General features: G+C 68.2%; 12 protein-coding genes and 2 riboswitches. Of the genes, 6 read left to right on the top strand and 6 right to left on the bottom strand.

Annotation, left to right across the window (positions count from 1 at the left end):
• Window positions 1-9: 9 nt before the first annotated feature.
• Window positions 10-1,005, bottom strand: coding sequence for an ABC transporter substrate-binding protein (locus QM748_RS13715; protein WP_415247483.1), 996 nt, complete (start codon window positions 1,003-1,005; stop codon window positions 10-12).
• Window positions 1,006-1,071: 66 nt separating this feature from the next.
• Complete coding sequence (locus QM748_RS13720; RefSeq protein ID WP_415247484.1) at window positions 1,072-3,180, bottom strand: TonB-dependent receptor; 2,109 nt, start codon at window positions 3,178-3,180, stop codon at window positions 1,072-1,074.
• A gap of 139 nt (window positions 3,181-3,319) precedes the next feature.
• Window positions 3,320-3,629, bottom strand: a riboswitch (cobalamin riboswitch).
• Between the two features lie 134 nt (window positions 3,630-3,763).
• Window positions 3,764-3,953: riboswitch (cobalamin riboswitch) on the top strand.
• A gap of 221 nt (window positions 3,954-4,174) precedes the next feature.
• On the opposite strand from QM748_RS13720, the gene QM748_RS13725 reads away from it, so the two are divergent.
• The 6 genes from QM748_RS13725 (at window position 4,175) to QM748_RS13750 (ending at window position 10,244) form a co-directional block, all read left to right on the top strand.
• Window positions 4,175-6,166 carry a TonB-dependent receptor plug domain-containing protein gene (locus QM748_RS13725; RefSeq protein WP_415247485.1) on the top strand — a complete coding sequence of 664 codons (1,992 nt, stop codon included), beginning with the start codon at window positions 4,175-4,177 and terminating at the stop codon, window positions 6,164-6,166.
• Window positions 6,167-6,224: 58 nt separating this feature from the next.
• Window positions 6,225-6,797: a hypothetical protein gene (locus QM748_RS13730; RefSeq protein WP_415247486.1), complete on the top strand. Its 573-nt coding sequence runs from the start codon at window positions 6,225-6,227 to the stop codon at window positions 6,795-6,797.
• A gap of 16 nt (window positions 6,798-6,813) precedes the next feature.
• On the top strand, window positions 6,814-7,677 hold the full coding sequence (locus tag QM748_RS13735) for an ABC transporter substrate-binding protein (RefSeq protein ID WP_415247487.1): 864 nt from the start codon (window positions 6,814-6,816) through the stop codon (window positions 7,675-7,677).
• Entirely contained in the window at window positions 7,674-8,675 is a 1,002-nt protein-coding gene (locus QM748_RS13740; RefSeq protein WP_415247488.1) for a FecCD family ABC transporter permease, read from the top strand. The genes QM748_RS13735 and QM748_RS13740 overlap by 4 nt, the downstream gene beginning before the upstream one ends.
• Complete coding sequence (locus QM748_RS13745; protein ID WP_415247489.1) at window positions 8,672-9,490, top strand: ABC transporter ATP-binding protein; 819 nt, start codon at window positions 8,672-8,674, stop codon at window positions 9,488-9,490. Before QM748_RS13740 ends, QM748_RS13745 begins: the two co-directional genes overlap by 4 nt.
• A 169-nt stretch (window positions 9,491-9,659) precedes the next feature.
• Entirely contained in the window at window positions 9,660-10,244 is a 585-nt protein-coding gene (locus QM748_RS13750) for a CBS domain-containing protein (protein ID WP_415247490.1), read from the top strand.
• A 34-nt stretch (window positions 10,245-10,278) separates the two neighbouring features.
• Here QM748_RS13750 and QM748_RS13755 read toward each other — a convergent pair whose 3' ends face one another.
• The 4 genes from QM748_RS13755 to QM748_RS13770 all read right to left on the bottom strand — a co-directional run bounded on the left by QM748_RS13755 (window position 10,279) and on the right by QM748_RS13770 (window position 17,345).
• A complete protein-coding gene (locus QM748_RS13755; RefSeq protein ID WP_415247491.1) occupies window positions 10,279-10,680 on the bottom strand; it encodes a DUF2149 domain-containing protein in 402 nt (133 codons plus the stop codon).
• Window positions 10,677-11,210: a MotA/TolQ/ExbB proton channel family protein gene (locus QM748_RS13760; RefSeq protein WP_415247492.1), complete on the bottom strand. Its 534-nt coding sequence runs from the start codon at window positions 11,208-11,210 to the stop codon at window positions 10,677-10,679. The genes QM748_RS13755 and QM748_RS13760 overlap by 4 nt, the downstream gene beginning before the upstream one ends.
• Window positions 11,211-11,281: 71 nt before the next feature.
• On the bottom strand, window positions 11,282-15,289 hold the full coding sequence (gene cobN, locus QM748_RS13765) for a cobaltochelatase subunit CobN (RefSeq protein ID WP_415247493.1): 4,008 nt from the start codon (window positions 15,287-15,289) through the stop codon (window positions 11,282-11,284).
• 73 nt (window positions 15,290-15,362) lie between these two features.
• Window positions 15,363-17,345, bottom strand: a complete 1,983-nt coding sequence (locus QM748_RS13770) for a TonB-dependent receptor plug domain-containing protein (protein WP_415247494.1) — start codon at window positions 17,343-17,345, stop codon at window positions 15,363-15,365.
• Window positions 17,346-17,435 lie beyond the last annotated feature (90 nt).

A 17,435-nucleotide genomic window follows, 5' to 3' on the forward strand; every position in this document is an offset into this window, starting at 1 on the left:
CCTGCTGCCTCACTGCATCCGTCCGGGATGGAAGGCCTGCGCCAGCGTGCGCACCCGCGCGACGTTGCTCGGCCCCGGCGTGGCCTCGGCATAGGTGAGGACGACGAAATTCCCGCGCCGGATCGCTTCGACTTCGGACAGCTCGGGCCTGGAGCGCAGGAAGTCGATCTTGCCCTGGGGATCGGGGTGGTCGTAGTCGATGATCACGATCCACTCGGGGTTGCGCTCGACGACGTCCTCCCAGTTGCCGCGCGGCCAGTTGCTGGGAATGTCGTCGAAGATGTTGCTTCCCCCGGCGGCCTCGATCATGGCATTGGGCATGCCGAAGCGGCCTGCGGTGGTGAATGCGTCGGTGCCGCCGTCATAAACGAATACCTTCGGGCTCGATTCGATGCCTTCCAGGGCATCGGTTATGGCCTGCAGCTCGGCGCGCTGCTGCTCGACCAGAGCCTGGGCGCGCTGTTCGATGCGGAAGATCCGGCCGAGATTGAGCATGTCGTTGAAGGTGTCCTCCAGCGACACCTGGCTGCGCGCCACCTTGCGCACGCAGGACTCGGTCAGGATGTAGGACTGGATGCCGAACTCCCGCAAGGCCGCCGGCGTCACCTCGCCTTCGCGGAAGCCGTAGCTCCAGCCGGCGAAGACGAAGTCGGCGTGGGCGCCGACGATCGCTTCGATGTTCATGCCTTTCCGGGACAACTCGGGCACCTTGGCCAGTTGCTCGCGATATTCCGGCGCGATGTTCTTGTTGCCGCGGATGCCGCTGTAGCCGACCAGGGTATCGCCGAGGCCGAGATACAGGAACATCTCGGTGATGTTGACGTCGTGCGTGACGACCCGCTGCGGCACGCTGTCGTAGCGCAGCGTTTCGCCGCAGACGTCGATGCTGACCGGCTGCACCCGATCTTCGGCCACCGGCGGCGCCGACACGGCCGGCGGCGCATCCGGCGCGCAGGCGGCCAACGCACTCGCACCAATCACCAGCAGAAAACGATTGATCCACATAACTGCTTCCCAAACGGCCGTGCCGCTACTGGCCGTGCCGGCACGATACCGGCACGGCCGCAGGCATCAGAACTTCATTTCGGCAATCAACTCCACCCGACGGTCGTCGCCCATGACGAAGTTGCCGCCATAGGAAGCCGCCGCATAGACCTTGTCGGTCAGGTTGCGGCCGAGCAGCCGCAGTGTGGTGTTCTGGTCGTATTGCCAACTGATGGCGGCGTCGATCACGGTGTAGGACGGCAGCGTCAGCGAGTTGGCGTTGTTGGCGTAGCGCTTGCCGACATAGCGCGCACCCAGCGAAGCCTGCCAGTCGCCGATCAGGTAATGCCCCCACAGGTTGGCGATGTTGCGGGCCACATTGGCAGGCCGGTTGCCGGCGCGGTCGGCGCCACCGGCTTCGACCAGTTCGTCGAACTCGGCATCGGTCAGCGCATAGTTGCCTTCGAACATCAGTTGCCGGGTCGGCCGCAGCACTGCGCTCAGTTCGATGCCCTTCGAATGCTGGCTGCCGCCCTGCACCGAGATCGCCGGCTGCACCGGGTCGCGGGTGATGATGTCGTCCTTCTCGATGCGGTAGATCGCCGCCGTCCATTCGCCGAGGCCCTGGCCGAACTGCTGCTTCAGGCCCACTTCGACCTGCTTCGCCGACGCGAGCTTGAACGCACTGTTGGCCAGGCTCAGCGACAGCATGTTGTCGATCGGGTCGTAGCCCTTGCTGAGCTGGCCATAGACGCTGAGATCGTCGCTGACGAAGTGCGTCACCCCCAGCCGCCACGAGGTGCCGGACAGTTTCTTGCCGAAGGACACGCCGGTCAGTATGTCGCGACGGTCGTAGTCGCTCATGTCGCGGCGCACGCCGAACAGCAACTGCCACTTGTCGCTGAAACGCCAGGCATCCTCGAAATAGAAGGCATTCTGGGTGGTGTCGGTATCGGTCTTGGGCTGGGTGACGCCCGGATTCACCCACAGGCCATGGATCGGATCGCGCGCCGAGACGCTCGACGAACCGCCGTAAGGCGCGTTGTTGGAAAGCCGCAGGTCGGCCTGCGAGTATTCCCAACCCAGCACGGCCTTGTGCTGGCCGGCAGTGATGGTCGCTTCCAGGCGGTTGCCCGTCTGCTCCAGGTCGTGGAAGATTTCCAGGTAGTCGGAGCGCGACACCCTGTCCGTCGCGGGGTCGTAGCGATAGCCCTCGACGTTCTTCCAGTGCCGGTCGGAAGCGAAGTGATAGACCTCGTTGCGGATGCTCAGCCATTCGTTGGCCGTCCATTCGGCCCGCGCGCGCAGGCGGGTGTCCTTGTAGCGGACGACGCCGTCGGTGACGTTGTAGTTCTCGTGGCGCAGATGCTTCATCACCTTGCCGTTGTAGGCCGGCGTGCCCCAGTAGTCCCCCGGCTTCTGCTCGCTGAAGTCGGCCAGCAGCTCGAAGCGCAGATCGCTCGACGGCTGCAGGCGCAGCGTGCTCATGATCTTGCCGCCGTGCGAACGCGCATAGTCGCGCTTGGCGTCCGACTGATAGCCATAGACGTCAACGCGGTAGCTGGCGATTTCGCCGACGGGGCCGGTGGCGCCCAGGCCGAGGCGGTAGGTGTCGTACTGGCCCAGGCCCAGCATCAGTTCGCTGGAACGCTCGCGGCTGGGCTGCTTGCGCACCGCATTGATGACGGCGCCCGCGGTACCCGCACCCGAAACGATCGAAGCCGGGCCGCGCAGCACTTCGATGCGCTCGTAGCCCCAGCTGGAGTTCGGGTAGTTGATCGTGCCGGCGGCGGTGCCGATGCGTGCGCCGTCTTCGGCGACGCCGACCGAGTTGACGCCCGCGAAACCGCGCGCGGAGAACGACAGGCCGCCATTGCCGCCGGTGCCCTGCGACGTCAGGCCGGTCGTGCGGGTGACGGCCTCGACGACGCCGAAGTCGCCGCGCCGGCGCATCGTGTCGGCATCCATCTGCTCCAGGCTGGCGGGCAGCTCCTGCGCGGACAGGCCGGTGCGGCTGCCGGTGGCGGAGGGCAGGTTCAGGCCGAGGCTGCCGTCGGGCACGGCCGTCACCTCCACCGGTGACAAGGTGGTCTGCGCCACGGCGGGCGCGGACAGGAATGCCGCCAGCAGGGCGAAGGAAACGGGACGAAGCTTCGCCGGGCTACGGCGGGAAACACAAGATTGGGTGAGTTTCATGGTCAGATCGCAGTGCTGACCGTCCGGACATGCGCAGCGGCACACCACGACTCCGCTGCGCTCGACGCCCGGAAATTCCTGGAGCCACCACCTGCTTCCCCGCAGACGGTCTGTTGCCGAATGCCGCACATCCAACATGGAATGCGCGACGCCAACAGGCCGGTCTCCGGGCTTGCACAGCGCATCCGGGCGCAAAGCGCGCCGGATACCGGACCCACCGCCTTCCCGATGCGTTCGCGCGCTTCCTTGGCGGAAGCCACGTGGCGCATCAGTGGCTGGCCCGGGCGTCGATCGCTCGACGGCCGGAGCCGGGGTGAATCCCCATGTACTTACCGTTGCGGGGGCAGCCAAGGCCTTGCACCACCGAAGCCATCATCGCTCCGGCGCACGCACCTTGTTCCCGTTTAACCAGGCGGTCCCACGAGGGAAACCGCGCCGGCACCTGTAGTTCTCGTCGATGGCAGCATACGCAGCCGCATCGACGCGGCAGGCAGTATATAGCAGCCGGTCACATCGGTTGCGCACATGCGCCGATGTCCATGCCGCTTGACAGGCCTTTGCCGATACCCAATAGTCGCGCCCAGCATTGCGCGCCCGCTTCCGTCGCCGGAAGCATCGGGCTGAAAAGGGAACACGGTGTGAATCCGTGGCTGTCCTCGCAACTGTAAGCGCCGAGCGGATCGTCGGCATACCACTGCCCGAGTACGGGTGGGAAGGTGACGATCAGCGTTGAGGCGTGAGCCAGGAGACCTGCCAATGCCAGTTACTGCGCCATCGAGCGAGGGCTCTGGGTGGACGGCCATGCCGCTGCAGTAGCGTAAACATTTGTTTTGTTTACACTTACCGCAACGGATGGCATCGATCTCATCTTGTTCGCAGTGTTGTTCCGCATCGTCCGGCCAGCGCCGGGCAACATGGCTATGGGCACAGCCCGTGGCCGGGAATGCCTGCGAAACCATTCCGTCGCGGCAAGTTCCTCCTGGAGCCTGACCCGATGAGACATCCCCTGCTGAGCGCCGCCACCGCGCTCCTTCTGCTGCCGGCCGCGCATGCCGCCGACACCGCCCTGTCCAGCGTTGTGGTGGAAGCCACCAAGCTGGAAAAATCGCAGTTCACGATGACCCAGTCCGCCTCGGTGGTCGAGGAAGAAGACATCGTCCGCGGCGGCTATACCGACGTCACCGAGGTGCTGCGCAGCCTGGCCGGCATCGAGTTCAAGCAGGTCGGCGGCCCCGGCCAGTACACCTACCTGCGCATGCGCGGCTTCGGCGCCGGCCACGTGCTGGTGGTGGTCGACGGCATGACGCTGAACCAGGCCGGCTCGGGCGACGTCGGCAGCCTGCTGGGCCAGCTCGACCCGTCGATGATCTCGCGCATCGAAGTGCTGCGCGGCCCGCAGGCCGTGCTGTATGGCGCCAACGCGACTGCCGGGGTGATCTCCATCACCACCAAGCGCGGCAGCCAGGAACCCAGGCTGTCGATCGCGGCCGAGGCCGGCTCGCTCGGCTGGCGCAAGCTCAAGGGCAACTGGCAGCATGTGGTGGAGCTGGGTGAGGGCCAGTTGAGCAGTTCGCTGTACGCCTCCAGGACCGACAGCGACGGCGTGCACCGGCACGAGGAATTCAAGGACGAAGAGCTCCAGCTCGCACTCGACTACCGCTCGGCCAGCTTCGACGCCGGACTGTCGGCCTGGCACGCCGACAACCGCTTCAGCTTCGCCCAGCTGACCGAAGTCACCCGCAGCAGCGGGCATCCGACCTACTGGGCGAGCCAGCTGCCCGACCCCAACGCCTGGAACGACACCCGTACCCGCGTCGTCAGCGCCTACCTCGAACACCGCCTCAGCGACAATCTCAGCCACCGCCTCGAAGCGGGCTGGACCGAGTCGCGGCGCAAGACGCTGGACCGCGACGATGGCCTGCTCGGCTACGTCACCGCACCGTGGGACGGTTTCTCCCCCGACTGGATGAACTTCTACAACCGCGGCGATGCGGTACCGATCTTCGACAACGGCAGCCCGCAAGCCGCCTATTACAAGGACAAGAGCACCGAGTTCGACTACAGCCTGCGCTACAGCGCAAACGGCCTGAAGGCGCTGGCCGGCGTCGAGCTGTACGAATCGGACGCCAGGCAGTGGGGGCAATACGGCGAGCTGGACGGCGATACCGATCGCAAGTCCTTCTATCTGAACGGCGAGTACGCGGTGGGCTCGAGCGGGCTGACGCTGGCTGCCGGCCTGCGCCACGACGACTACGACGTCTGGGGCGACAAGACCACCGGCAGCGTCGGCGCCAGCTACCAGCTCGGCTCGATGACGCTGTTCGCCAACCACGGCACCAGCTACCGCGCACCGACGCTGCAGCAGTTGTTCAACCCGACCTACGGCAGCACTTCGCTCAGCCCCGAAAGCGGCCGCAGCACCGAGATCGGCATCCGCCAGCTGGTGCCGGACACCGGCTTCAGTTGGGAAGCCACGGCCTGGCATTCACGTATCAAGGACGTCGTGATCTACGACGCCAGCATTCCCAACCCGAAAAACCCCTTCGGCGGTTTCGGGCTGTACGCTAATGCCGACCAGCAGCGCACACGCGGCCTCGAACTGAGCTTCGCGTGGGCGCTGGACCAAGCGTGGACGCTCAAGGGCAACTACACCTACACCGACTCGCACACCCGCAAGGCCGGGGCCGACTACGCCCGCACCGTGCTGATCGCCCGCCACAAGGCCAACCTCGGCGCCTTCTACGCCAGCGGCCCGCTGAGCGCCGGCGTCAACGCCTATTACACCGGCCGCCGCCTGGACTGGACGCAGCGCGACTGGGTGGATAACTACCTGCGTATCGATGTCTCCGCCCGCTATGCGCTGAACAAGGATGCCGCGGTGTACGCCCGCGTCGAGAATCTGTTCGACGCCGACGTTTCCGAAGGCCTCGGCTACGAGCAGCCCGGCGTCTACGGCGTCGTCGGCATCGAGTACCGCCTCTTCTGACGCGGCTGCCCGCCACCCGCGGCGCGGGCCTGCCCCGCGCCGCTTCGAGGACCACGACATGAACCATCCAATGACACCGCCAATGCCGGCCGTGATCGACGAACCAGGCCTGGGCCGCGTCCAGGCCTGGCCGCTGCCCACCGACGAGAACACGCTGTGGATGCTGGTGAAGGACATTTTCCAGGGCCACTGGCGCGACATTCATTTCGGCACCCTGGTGCCCGGCACGGTGTGGGAAATCCGCGCGCCCAACGCGCCGGTCAACATCGGCCTGCTCGACGGCTATCTCACCGTCAACTTCGGCGCCTGGCATTTCCACCTGTGCATCGGCCACTTCAGCGGCACCACGCCTGAACAGGCCGCGCAGCGGCGCACCGGGCGCGCCGAGTTCTACCGCGTGCTCGGCAACGACGACGCGCCCAAGTCCTGGGGCGTGCGCATGTTCACCGCTGCCGGCGACCAGCAGATGACGGTCTTCCTGCCCAACCCCTTCCTCAACGACGAAGGCCGCCTCGCTGCCGAGCCCGACTGGTCGAAGCTGGCGGCCTGGGACGAGCTGCGTCTCGCCTACCTCGACCTGCCGCCCGATCCGCTCGACCGCAGCGGCTGCGGCCTGGTGTGCGGCGGCTGAGGCGATGCATCTGTTCATGAGGTGCTTGCGCCGGCTGGCATCCGGGCTTGCGCGACGTCTGCCGCTGTTCCTGCTGGCTGCGGTCTGGCTCGGCATGCCAGCCGCCGCCGCTGCGCCTGCTGCCAAGCCGCAGCGCATCGTGTCGCTGAACCTGTGCACCGACCAGATCCTGCTGCAACTGGTCGAGCGCGAACGCATCGCCGCACTCTCCTACATCAGCCAGGACGCCTTCAGCACCGCGCTGCACGAACAGGCCCGCGGCCTGCCGATCGCCTACGGCAGCGCCGAGGAAGTGCTCGCCCTGCAACCGGATCTGGTACTGGTCGGCGTCTACACCACCCGCCACACCACGGCCATGCTGCGCCGCTTCGGCATTCCGGTGCTGATGGTGGCGGGCGCCAACGGTTTCGACGACGTGGCGGCGGAACTGCGCGGCGTGGCGCGCGCCGTCGGCGAGGAAGCACGCGGCGAAGCCATCATCGCCCGCTTCGCCGAACGCCTGGCCGAACTCGAAGCCAGCCACCGCGAACCTCGCCCGCTCACCACCCAATTCACCTCGGGCGGCTACAGCGCCGGCAGCAACACGCTGTACCACGACATCTTCGCCGCCGCCGGCCACGACAACGGCGCCGCACGCGCCGGCCTCGCCGGCTACGGCATCCTGCCGCTGGAAAAGCTCGTCGAGCATGCGCCCGACGTGCTGATCGGCAGCGACTACCGCCGAGGCACGCCGACGCTGGGCAACCGCCTGCTGCAGCACCCGGCGATCGCCGGGCTGGGCGCGCGTGAAGTGGCGCTGCCGGCACGCCTGACCGTGTGCGGCGGCATCTGGAATCTCGACGCCGCCGCCCTGCTCGCGGCCGCAGGGGGGCATCGATGAGCTCGCCGCACAATTACCGGCTGGCGGCGACGGGCCTTGCGGCGGCGTTGGCCGGGCTTGCGGCACTGTCGCTGATGATCGGCTACGTCGACCTCAGCCCGCAGCGCCTGATCGCCGGCACCCTCGCCGGCGACCTGGTGCCGCAGCGCATCCTGCTCGACATCCGCCTGCCGCGCACCGTGCTGTGCCTGGCAGTAGGCGCGGCGCTCGGCATCGCCGGCGCCGCGATGCAGGGCCTGCTGCGCAACCCGCTGGCCGAACCCGGCCTGCTCGGCATCTCCAGCGGCGCCGCGCTAGGCGCGGTGCTGGCGCTGTACACCGGCTTCGCCGACGCCTTCTACCTCGCGCTGCCGCTGGCCGGCTTCGCCGGCACGATCGTGGCGGTGGCCTTCATCTTCGCCCTCGCCGGCCGCCACACCGGCGCCACCACGCTGGTCCTCGCCGGCGTGGCGGTGTCCTCGCTGTGCGGCGCGCTGATCTCGCTGGTGCTCAACTGGTCGCCCAATCCCACCGCGATGAGCGAGATCGTGTTCTGGATGATGGGCTCGCTGGCCGACCGCAGCAGCCGCGACGTCGGCCTCGCCCTGCCTTTCATCGCCGCCGGCGGCGCGCTGCTGCTCGGCTGCGGCCGCGGCCTGCGGGCGCTGACCCTGGGCGAGGACACCGCCCGCTCGCTCGGCATCGACCTCAGCCGGCTGCGCTTTCGTATCCTCGTCGGCAGCGCAGCGGCGGTCGGTGCGGCGGTATCGGTGTCCGGTGCGATCGGCTTCATCGGCCTCGTCGCCCCCCACCTGATGCGCCCGCTTGCAGGCGGCGATCCCGGCCGCCTGCTGCCGCTGTCGGCGCTGGCCGGCGCAGTGCTGCTGACGCTGGCCGACATCGGCGTGCGCCTGCTCCACGGCGGCGGGCCGGAACTGAAACTCGGTGTGCTCACCGCACTGGTCGGCGCGCCCTTCTTCCTGGTGCTGATCCTGCGCACCCGCAGGGAGATGCCATGAGCGTGCTGTCCGGCAAGGATCTGAGCGTCACGGTGCGCGACCGGCAACTGGTCGAGGGCATCGACTTCGAACTGCGGGCGGGCGAACTGACCGGCATCGTCGGCGCCAACGGCGCCGGCAAATCCACCTTGCTCAAGGCGCTGGCCGGGCTGCTGCCGTGCAGCGGCCGGATCGTGCTCGACGGCCAGCCGCTGCACGACCATTCGCCGAACGAGCGCGCCCGCCGCCTCGCCTATCTCGCCCAGGGCCACAGCGCCCACTGGCCGCTGCCGGTACGCGAGGTCGTGGCTTTGGGCCGGCTGCCGCATGGACGCGGCAACAGCCCGGAGGACACCGCCATCGTCAACCGCGCCCTGCGCGCGACCGATTCGCTGGCGCTGGCCGAACGCAACGTGCTGACGCTGTCGGGCGGCGAACGAGCGCGCGTGATGCTGGCGCGCGCGCTGGCCGTCGCACCGCAGGTGCTGCTGGCCGACGAGCCGCTGGCCGCGCTCGACCCCGCCCACCAGATCAGCATCATGCAGCTGCTCGCCGCCGAAGCCGCTGCGGGGCTGGCGGTCGGCATCGTGCTGCACGACCTGACGCTGGCGGCCCGCTTCTGCAGCCGCCTGGTGCTGCTGCACCAGGGCCGTGTGCTGGCTGCCGGCGCGCCGCACGAAGTGCTCGACGACGCCCTGCTGGCCGAAGCCTTCGGCATCCGTGCGCTGCGCTTCGAGCACGACGGCCTGCGGCTGCCGATACCGTGGCTGCTTACCGCGGAGGCCGGCAGAACTGCCGGCGGCGCCCCAGTGGCAGGCGGCAATGCAACCGCGTGACGGCGACGCAACGACACTGCGTATCCGGCCCATGCCACGACGAGCGCTGCGGCATGCGTCCCGACATGGCCCAAACATCCGTGCAGCCCAAAATCCACGATGCTAGAGTGGTTAACGGGCCTGGTGCCTGCAAACAAACAATATCGATGATCCGCTGGAGGAAGACACAATGACCTTGCCGACTCGTGTACAGGCGCACAAGCTGTCCCCGAACGCTTCCCTGTGCGTTCCCGGTTTCAACCTGATCGGCGCGGACTCGCCCGCCGTCGAGGCGATGACCGATTTCACCCGCGTCAACGCAGTCACCATCACCACCGAGGATCCGGTCAGCGAAGCCAATACCCGCATGATCTCGCGTGGCGTCCGCCTGCTGATGGTGCTCGACGGCCAGGAACAGCTTGCCGGCCTGATCACGGCACGCGACATCCTCGGCGAAAAGCCGCTGCAGATCGCCCGCTCGCGTTCCTGCAGGCATGACGAACTGACGGTCGGCGACCTGATGACGCCGATCGCCACCATCGACACGCTGTATCTCGGGGAAATCCTGAATGCCCGCGTGGCCGACGTGCTGGGCGCGCTGAAGAGCCTCGGCCGCCAGCACATCCTGATCGAGGATACCGATCCCGCGACCAGCCAGCCGCGCGTGCGCGGCCTGTTCTCGGCCACCCACATCGGCCGCCTGCTCGGCGTGCCGGTGCTCGGTTTCGACCTGCCGCGCACCTTCGCCGAAATCGAGGCGGCGCTGGCGGAATGAAACTACGGCGGCCTGCTGCCGCAGGCCGTTTGTCTCACTCCTTCTGGTCAGTCTCCGGCACATAGATGAAGGAGCCGTCCTTCATCCGGTAGGCCACGCCCGCACGCGAGCCTTCGCCGGTGCCGATCTCGCCGCTGGCCTGGTAGTGCTCGATGACCTCGCCCTTCTTGACGACCATCTCCATGTTGGGCTGGCCGGGGTTCTTGATCACGGTGACGTCCTCCTGGACGAAGGGGTTCATCGGGTTGCTGGCGACCGCGAGCAGCAGCGCGGCGATGATCACCAGGAAGACGTCGATCAGGTTGACCACCGACAGGATCGGATCGTCGGCCTCGAGATCGTCCATCAGGCGCAGGCCGGCACGGCGGGGGCCGCCGGCACCACGTGCCCTGGCGGGCGGAAATGCCGCCGCAGGAGCATTCGGGCGGGCGCTCACAACACGCCCTCCGCAGCCAGCGGCGCGACGGGATCGTCGTGGCCCTCGTCGGGCAGGCTTTCGTGTTCGATCTCGGCCAGCTCGGTGGCCAGCCAGCGCCGCCGCACGCTGGCGATGCCGTAGGTGATCGCGGACGCGATCAGGGCCAGGATCACCGCCGAGAAGGCGACCATCAGGTTGCGGCTGACTTCCTGCAGCTGGCCGTCGGCCAGCGCCATCAGCGCCGGCCCCATCGGGATCATGGTGGCGACGAGGCCGAGCATCGGGCCGACCCGGCTGGCGATGCGCAGCATCTCGAGGCGCTTGACCGCGATCGCTTCGAGCGCGGTGAGATGCAGGCCGGGACGGTCGTTCAGCGCCGCACGCAGCTCGAAGGCACGCAAGTCACCCCGTTGCCGCTGCCTGGCCTGCACGACGAAGCAGCCGAGCGCATAAAACGCATAGAAGAACAGGGCGGCAACCAGCAGCAGCACCGGCAGCAGGAACAACTGGGACAGGCCATACATGGCCGATTCGACGATCTGGGACACGGTTCGTTTGTCTCCGGGAAAGGTTTGCGGTGAATGGAGGCAAGCCCGGCGGGGCAGCCTCCGTCGTCCTGTCAGCGGGCGCGCATCTGGCGCATGCCGCCGGCGGCGAAGGCCAGCAGGGTCAGCGCGGCGAGCAGCAGTTCCAGCCAGGGCGCGGGCGCGGCGCCCTGCTCGGCCTGGACCTGCTCCAGCACCTGGCCGGTGACCTGCGCCGGCGCGGCGGCCCCGGCAGCTTCGCCCTGCGCCGGGTCGCCGGCGGACCCGAGTCCGAAGCCGGCGGCGAGCGACTGCACGTAGTCGCCGACCATGCTGCTGGCAGGCTGGTAGTCGAGGCGTTCGACGGCGTCCCGGTACACCTCCACCAGCTTGCGCAGGGTCTGCTCGTCGGTGTTCCAGTATTCCTTGCGCGCCGCTTCCAGCATGCGCTCGGCGATCTGCGCCCTGGCGGTCGGGTTGTGCTGCTCGAACCACTCGTCCATCTTCATGTCGAGCGAATCGTCGAGATAGACGTCGAAGAAGCTCTGCCACTGGTCGTCGCGCACGATCTCGGGCGCCACCGCGGTCCAGCCCCAGAAGTTGTTGACGGTATCGACCACGTTCATCGTGCCGGCATGGCCTTCCTGCTGCATCGCGCCGATCCACTGCGGATGGAAGTAGCGCGAGCGCAGTTCGCCGGCGAGGAAGCGCGCGGCGGATTCCACCTTGCTGCTGTCGGCGTTGCGCAGGTTGCTGATGTACAGCTCGGGGCTCTTGCCGCCGAGATGGCGCACCGCCAGGCCGATGCCGCCGAGGTACTGGAAGGGATCGTCGGTGGTGAGCATGCCGTAGAGGTTGGACGAGCGCGCCAGCACCGCCGCCTCGACCTCGCGCAGTTGTTCGGCATACAGATTGACCTTCGCCGGCTTGCTGCCCCAGCGCGACTCGGTGGGGCCGAAGGCGTACTGCATGCGCTGCAGGTAGAGCTCGGCGAGCTTGCCTTCGTCCTCCCAGGTGTCGGTGGCCAGCGCGGCGTCTTCCAGGCCGGTGCCGTAGCTGCCGCTTTCGCCGGAGAAGATGCGGGTCAGCGCGTGCTCGCGCGCATCCTCGGCCGAGAAGCCCTGCTCCAGCAGGCGCTTTTCCAGCGCCAGGGTGTTGCTCCGCACCGCGTTGTCCGGCTCGTCGAGTTCGGCGACGAGTTCGACCGCGCGCGCCAGATGCAGCATCACGTTGGGGAAGTGGTCGCGGTACAGGCCGGTGGCGGACAGCACCACGTCGACGCGCGGACGGCCGAGTTCGGCACGCGGGATCACCTGGATGTCGCTGATGCGGCCGAAGCGGTCCCACACCGGCTTAACGCCAAGGGCGTGGAAAGCCTGGGCTTCGAGCACGCCGAGGTGGCGCATCGCTTCCACCGACCACAGCGAGAACGCCACCTTGCGCAATTCGCTGCCGTGCTGGGCGCGATGCGCGGCAAGCAGCTGGGCGAAGGCTTCGGCGCCGGCGGCATAGGCCTGCTCGGTGGGCAGGCGCGAGGGGTCGAAGCCGTACAGGTTGCGGCCGGTGGGCAGGCTTTCGGGGTTGCGCACCGGGTCGCCGCCGTACTGGGTGTCGATGAAGCGGCCGTCCAGCGCCGCCAGCAGGCCGGCGTGCTCGCCGGCGGCCGACAGCGCATCGAGATGGCTGCGGGCCTCGGCCAGCAGTTCGGCGAAGCCGGCATCGGCTGTCGGAGCACCAGCGTCCGCGGCACCGGCTGCCGCAGCCGGTGCCGCGTTCTGGCCGTCGCCTTCGAGCAGATGACGGGCGAGCAGGCGGTAGGACGGCGACTCCGCGAGCTTGCGGAAATCATCGACGAACAGCTCCTTGGGGTCGGCCAGGCCAAGCTTGCCGTACAGGCGTTCGCCCAGCATCTGCATCACCGTGCTCAGGCGATGCTCGGCCTGCGGCGCCTGGCCGAAGGTATGCAGGCCGAGCGGCTGGGCAGTCTGCGCCAAGGCGTGCAGCCAGTCGTGCAATTCGCGCTCGAAGGGCACGAAGTCGGCGCGGGCGCGCTCGGTCGTCCAGCCGATGTCCTCGATCAGGTTCAGCCGCGCGGCTTCGTCGACGACCGCGGTGATGGTGCGCTCCTTCACCGCGCCGTCGTCGAGCAGGCCGTATTCGTGCAGCAGGTCGTGCAGCGGCATCAGCTTCTCGTGCAGGCCTGCAGGGGCGAAGGACGGCGTCTGGTGGCTGATGATGGTGGCCCGTCCGCGGCGCTTGGCCTGGGTGGCCTCTCCGATGTTGTCGACGATGTAGGGGTAAACGATCGGCGTGTCGCCGAGCGTCAGGTAGGGGTCGTCGTGGATCGACAGCCCGCGCTCCTTGCCCGGCGTCCATTCCTGGCTGCCGTGGGTGCCGAAGTGGATCAGCGCGTCGGCGTCGAACTGCGTGCGGGCGTAGAGATAGGCAGCGAGGTAGAAATGGGTCAGCGGCACCTTGGTGTCGTGGTAGATGGCCTTCTCCGCCGGCTCGCCTGCACGGCCGCGCGGCGGCTGCGGCAGGATCACCAGCTTGCCCAGCTGCAGGCGTGGAATCACGAAAGCACGCTCGCCCTCGGCGCCGGTCAGCATCGGATCCGCGGCCGGCGCGCCCCAGTGCGCTTCGACGCGATTGCGCACCGCATCCGGCAGCGCGTCATACCAGGCGAGGTAGTCGGCCAGCGGCAGGCGCGCGGCCAGGTTGCGCGACACCAGTTCGTCCAGGCGGCGCGTGGCGTCGGCGCGGTAGAACGGCGCCAGCATGTCGGCGGCGGCATCGACCATGCCCTGCTCGGCCAGCGGCTCGACCGCGTAGCCGGCGCCGCGCAGCTTCTCGGTCAGCAGCGCCAGGCTGCGCGGCACGTTCATGAACGAGGCCGACAGGTTCTTCTCGCCTTCCGGGTAGTTGTAGAACATCAGCGCGACACGCTTGTCGGCATTGGCCTTGGTACGCAGGCGGATCAGCTTGAACACCTTGTCCACCAGCGCATCGGCCTGCTCGGGGATCAGCACCGCATCGCCGTCCTCGATGGCGGCGACCATCAGCGGATCGGTCAGCCCGGCGAACTCCGGGATCGCAAGGTAGAAGGGCACACCGCTGGTCGGCACGCCGACCGGGTCCGCGCGCCAGTCGTTCGCATCACCGCCGCGCCAGGTCAACGCCTGCAGCACCGGCACGCCGAGGCGCAGATAGTCCTCGCGCCGGCTGCCCTGGTACATCACCTGCAGGTTGACGATGAGGTCCACCGCCGGCTTGCCGTCCTCGCCGTACAGCAGGTCGAGCGCGCCGGCGCCCGCGGTGGCCGGATGGAAATACACCAGCGGCAGCGCGCCGCGCGCTTCGATCCGGCGCACCAGTTCGTCCACATGGGCCATGCCGAGGTTGCCGATGTAGGCGCGATGGATGGCGATGCCGACCGTCGGCCCGCCCGCGGCGCGCTCCGCGCCCAGCCAGCCGCGATAGGCCTCCAGGTCGGCGACCACCAGATCGGGATGGTCGGGGTGGTAGAAGCCGGCTTCCGGATAGATTGCCGGCGCCGGCACTTCGACGCCGCGCTGGCCCGCCAGATGGTGGCGCACATACGCGAACAGACCGGCGAAGTTGCGCTGGCCGCCGTTGCGGTAATAATCGTGCAGCGACTGGCCGTGGGCGGCATCGAGGCCGCCGCCGGCCTGCGGCCCGCGCGCCGACGACAGCAGCCACGGCACCTCCGCCTTTTCCAGCAGCGGCCCCATGCGTTCGAGCAGGCGCCGGCTGTCTTCCTCGCGCGGCGCGTCGATCAGCACCAGATCGGCTTTGCCCAGCGCCGCGCCGATGCGGGCGTCGTCGTCACGGTCGATATTGAGCGCATCCACGTCAACGCCGGCCGCCTTGCCGATCTCGCCCAGCGCGGTGAACTTGCCGGCAAGAACGAAATCGCTGCTCACCACTGCCACGTTCGGCGTGCGGGAGGCGACATTCGCGCCGTAGAAGGCCGCGGCGACGAGCAGCAGCACGGCGACGAATGCGTAAAGCTTGCCGCGGGAGGCCCGCTTGGGCGGATTCGGCTGTTCAGCGGGAGGACGTTGCGAGGATTCCGGATTCATGGGCTGGCAAGACTCGTAAACAAGGCAAAACCGGCGGACGGCTCAACGCGCATCCGCCGGCGGGATGGACGGGTCAGAACGAACCGTGCAGCGACACCCGCAGCGTGCGCGGCGTCTCGGAATAACTGAAGGCGTCGGACTTATCCACCAGGCGGACGTCGGTCAGGTTATCCACACCCAGGCTGACGCCCAGGTGTTCATTGATGCGGTAGCCGGCGCTGGCATGCAGCAGATTGTAGGACGGCGCACGGTCACCATCGAGATACTGGCGGCCGATGTGCTCGACACGCAGCACGGCATCCCACGGCCCCTGCTGCCAGCCCGCGCGGGCATTGAGCAGAAGGCGGGAACGGCCATCGAGCTCGTCGCCGGTCTCCTTGTCCTTGGTGTCGAGCCACTGCGCGTTGCCGCCCAGGTAGAAGCCGTGCCCGAGTTGCCACTTCGCCGCCGTTTCGATACCGATGATGCGCGCTTCGTCAACGTTGTCGTACAGATAGTGGCGCCGCGGGATCGGCAGCCCGCCCGAGGGCGGCGTGATATGAGTCAGCCGCGTGGTGATCAGATCCTTGACGTCGTTGTGGAACAGCGTCGCTTCCCATTCGAGGCGCTCGTCGGCATAGGCGACGCCGAACTCGACCGAGCGGCTGGTCTCCGGCCTGATGTCGGCATTGCCGTAGAAGGAGTGCGGCCCTTCGTGGCCTTCATAGATCGGCGAGATCTGCTTCAGCGTCGGCGCGCGGAAACCTTCGCCGTAGCCGCCGCGCACGGTCCAGCGCTCATCGACGTGCCACACCAGGTAGGCGCGCGGGCTGGTCTCGCCACCGAACATGCTGTGGCGGTCGTGGCGCACGCCGAGCGTCAGCATCACCGAGTCCGACAGGCCGATCTCGTCCTGCAGGTACAGCGCCTTGTGCGTGGCGTCGTCCTTGCCGCCGATCAGGCCGGCGTTCTTCATCTCCTCGTTGCGCACGTCGAAGCCGATCGTCAGGTGCTGGGCGCTGCCGATGCCGAAGCCGACGCGGCCGTCGATGCCGCGCTCCTCCATGCTCTGCGGCCGCGTCGGCGCCACGCCGTTGGTGCGCTTGCTCTTCACCGAGAAGTCCGACTCCCACACCCGCAGCTGGCTGTCGACTTCGCCCCAGTCGCCCTTCCAGGTGGCGATGGACTGGCTACGCTCGATGTCGTAGAGGTCCCTGTAGTAGCGGACGCCACTGATCTGCTGGCGGGTGCGCTCCTCGTCGGCGACGCGGTGCTCCAGGTCGAAGGTGTGGCCGGCCAGCGGCGCCCAGGACAGCAGCAGATGTCCGGCATCCATCTTGGTGCCCTCGATTTCCGACAACCGGCGGTTCTCCTTCAGCTTGAGCGGGTCGCGGTCGAGGTGGGTCGCCGACAGGCCGATGCGCAAGGTCTCGCCGAGCGGGCCGGACAGATGGACGCCGCCGCCCACCGCATCGCCGCCGCCGGCACCGCTTGCATCGCTGCCGGACAGGCGCACGCTGCCCTGCCAGTGGTCGGCAGGACGGCGGCTGATGGTGTTGACCACGCCGCCGAGCGCGTCCGAGCCATACAGCACCGACATCGGCCCGCGCACGACCTCGATGCGCTCGATGTCGTCGACCGGCGTCCAGTCGTACTGGTAGTCGGAGTGCCCGACCCAGTCGTCGGTGGCGATCACGCGCAGGCCGTCGACCAGATACAGCGTGTGCTTGCCGTCCATGCCGCGCAGCGACATCGTCTTGCGCCCGCCGACGCTGCGGCCGAGCAGGCCGATGCCGGGCGTCTCGCGGATCGCGCCGAGCACGTTGTCGGCGCCGCTGCTGCGGATATCCTCGCGCGACACCACCGAGGCGGCGGCCGGCACGTCGCGGATGGCCTGCTCGCGCTGGGTGGCGGTCACCACGATCTCGCCGAGGCGCTGGCCATCGCCGGCCGCCAGCCCGGCCGCAGGCGCCAGTCCGGCAAGGGCCAGCAGCGCGGCGTAGAGCGGCGCCGGGCGAACCGGCGCCTTCGAATCATCACGAGGCCCGGACGCGCGGGCAGACGACAGCTTCAGCATGGGTATCTCCATCGGAATCTGGCTGGCTGCCTAGCCACGTGGGCATCGGTTGCTTGCTGAAAAAATCGGATCGAAAGTTGCGCGCACGGC

Source organism: Thauera sp. (assembly GCF_047601425.1).
In the GTDB taxonomy this organism is placed as follows: domain Bacteria; phylum Pseudomonadota; class Gammaproteobacteria; order Burkholderiales; family Rhodocyclaceae; genus Thauera.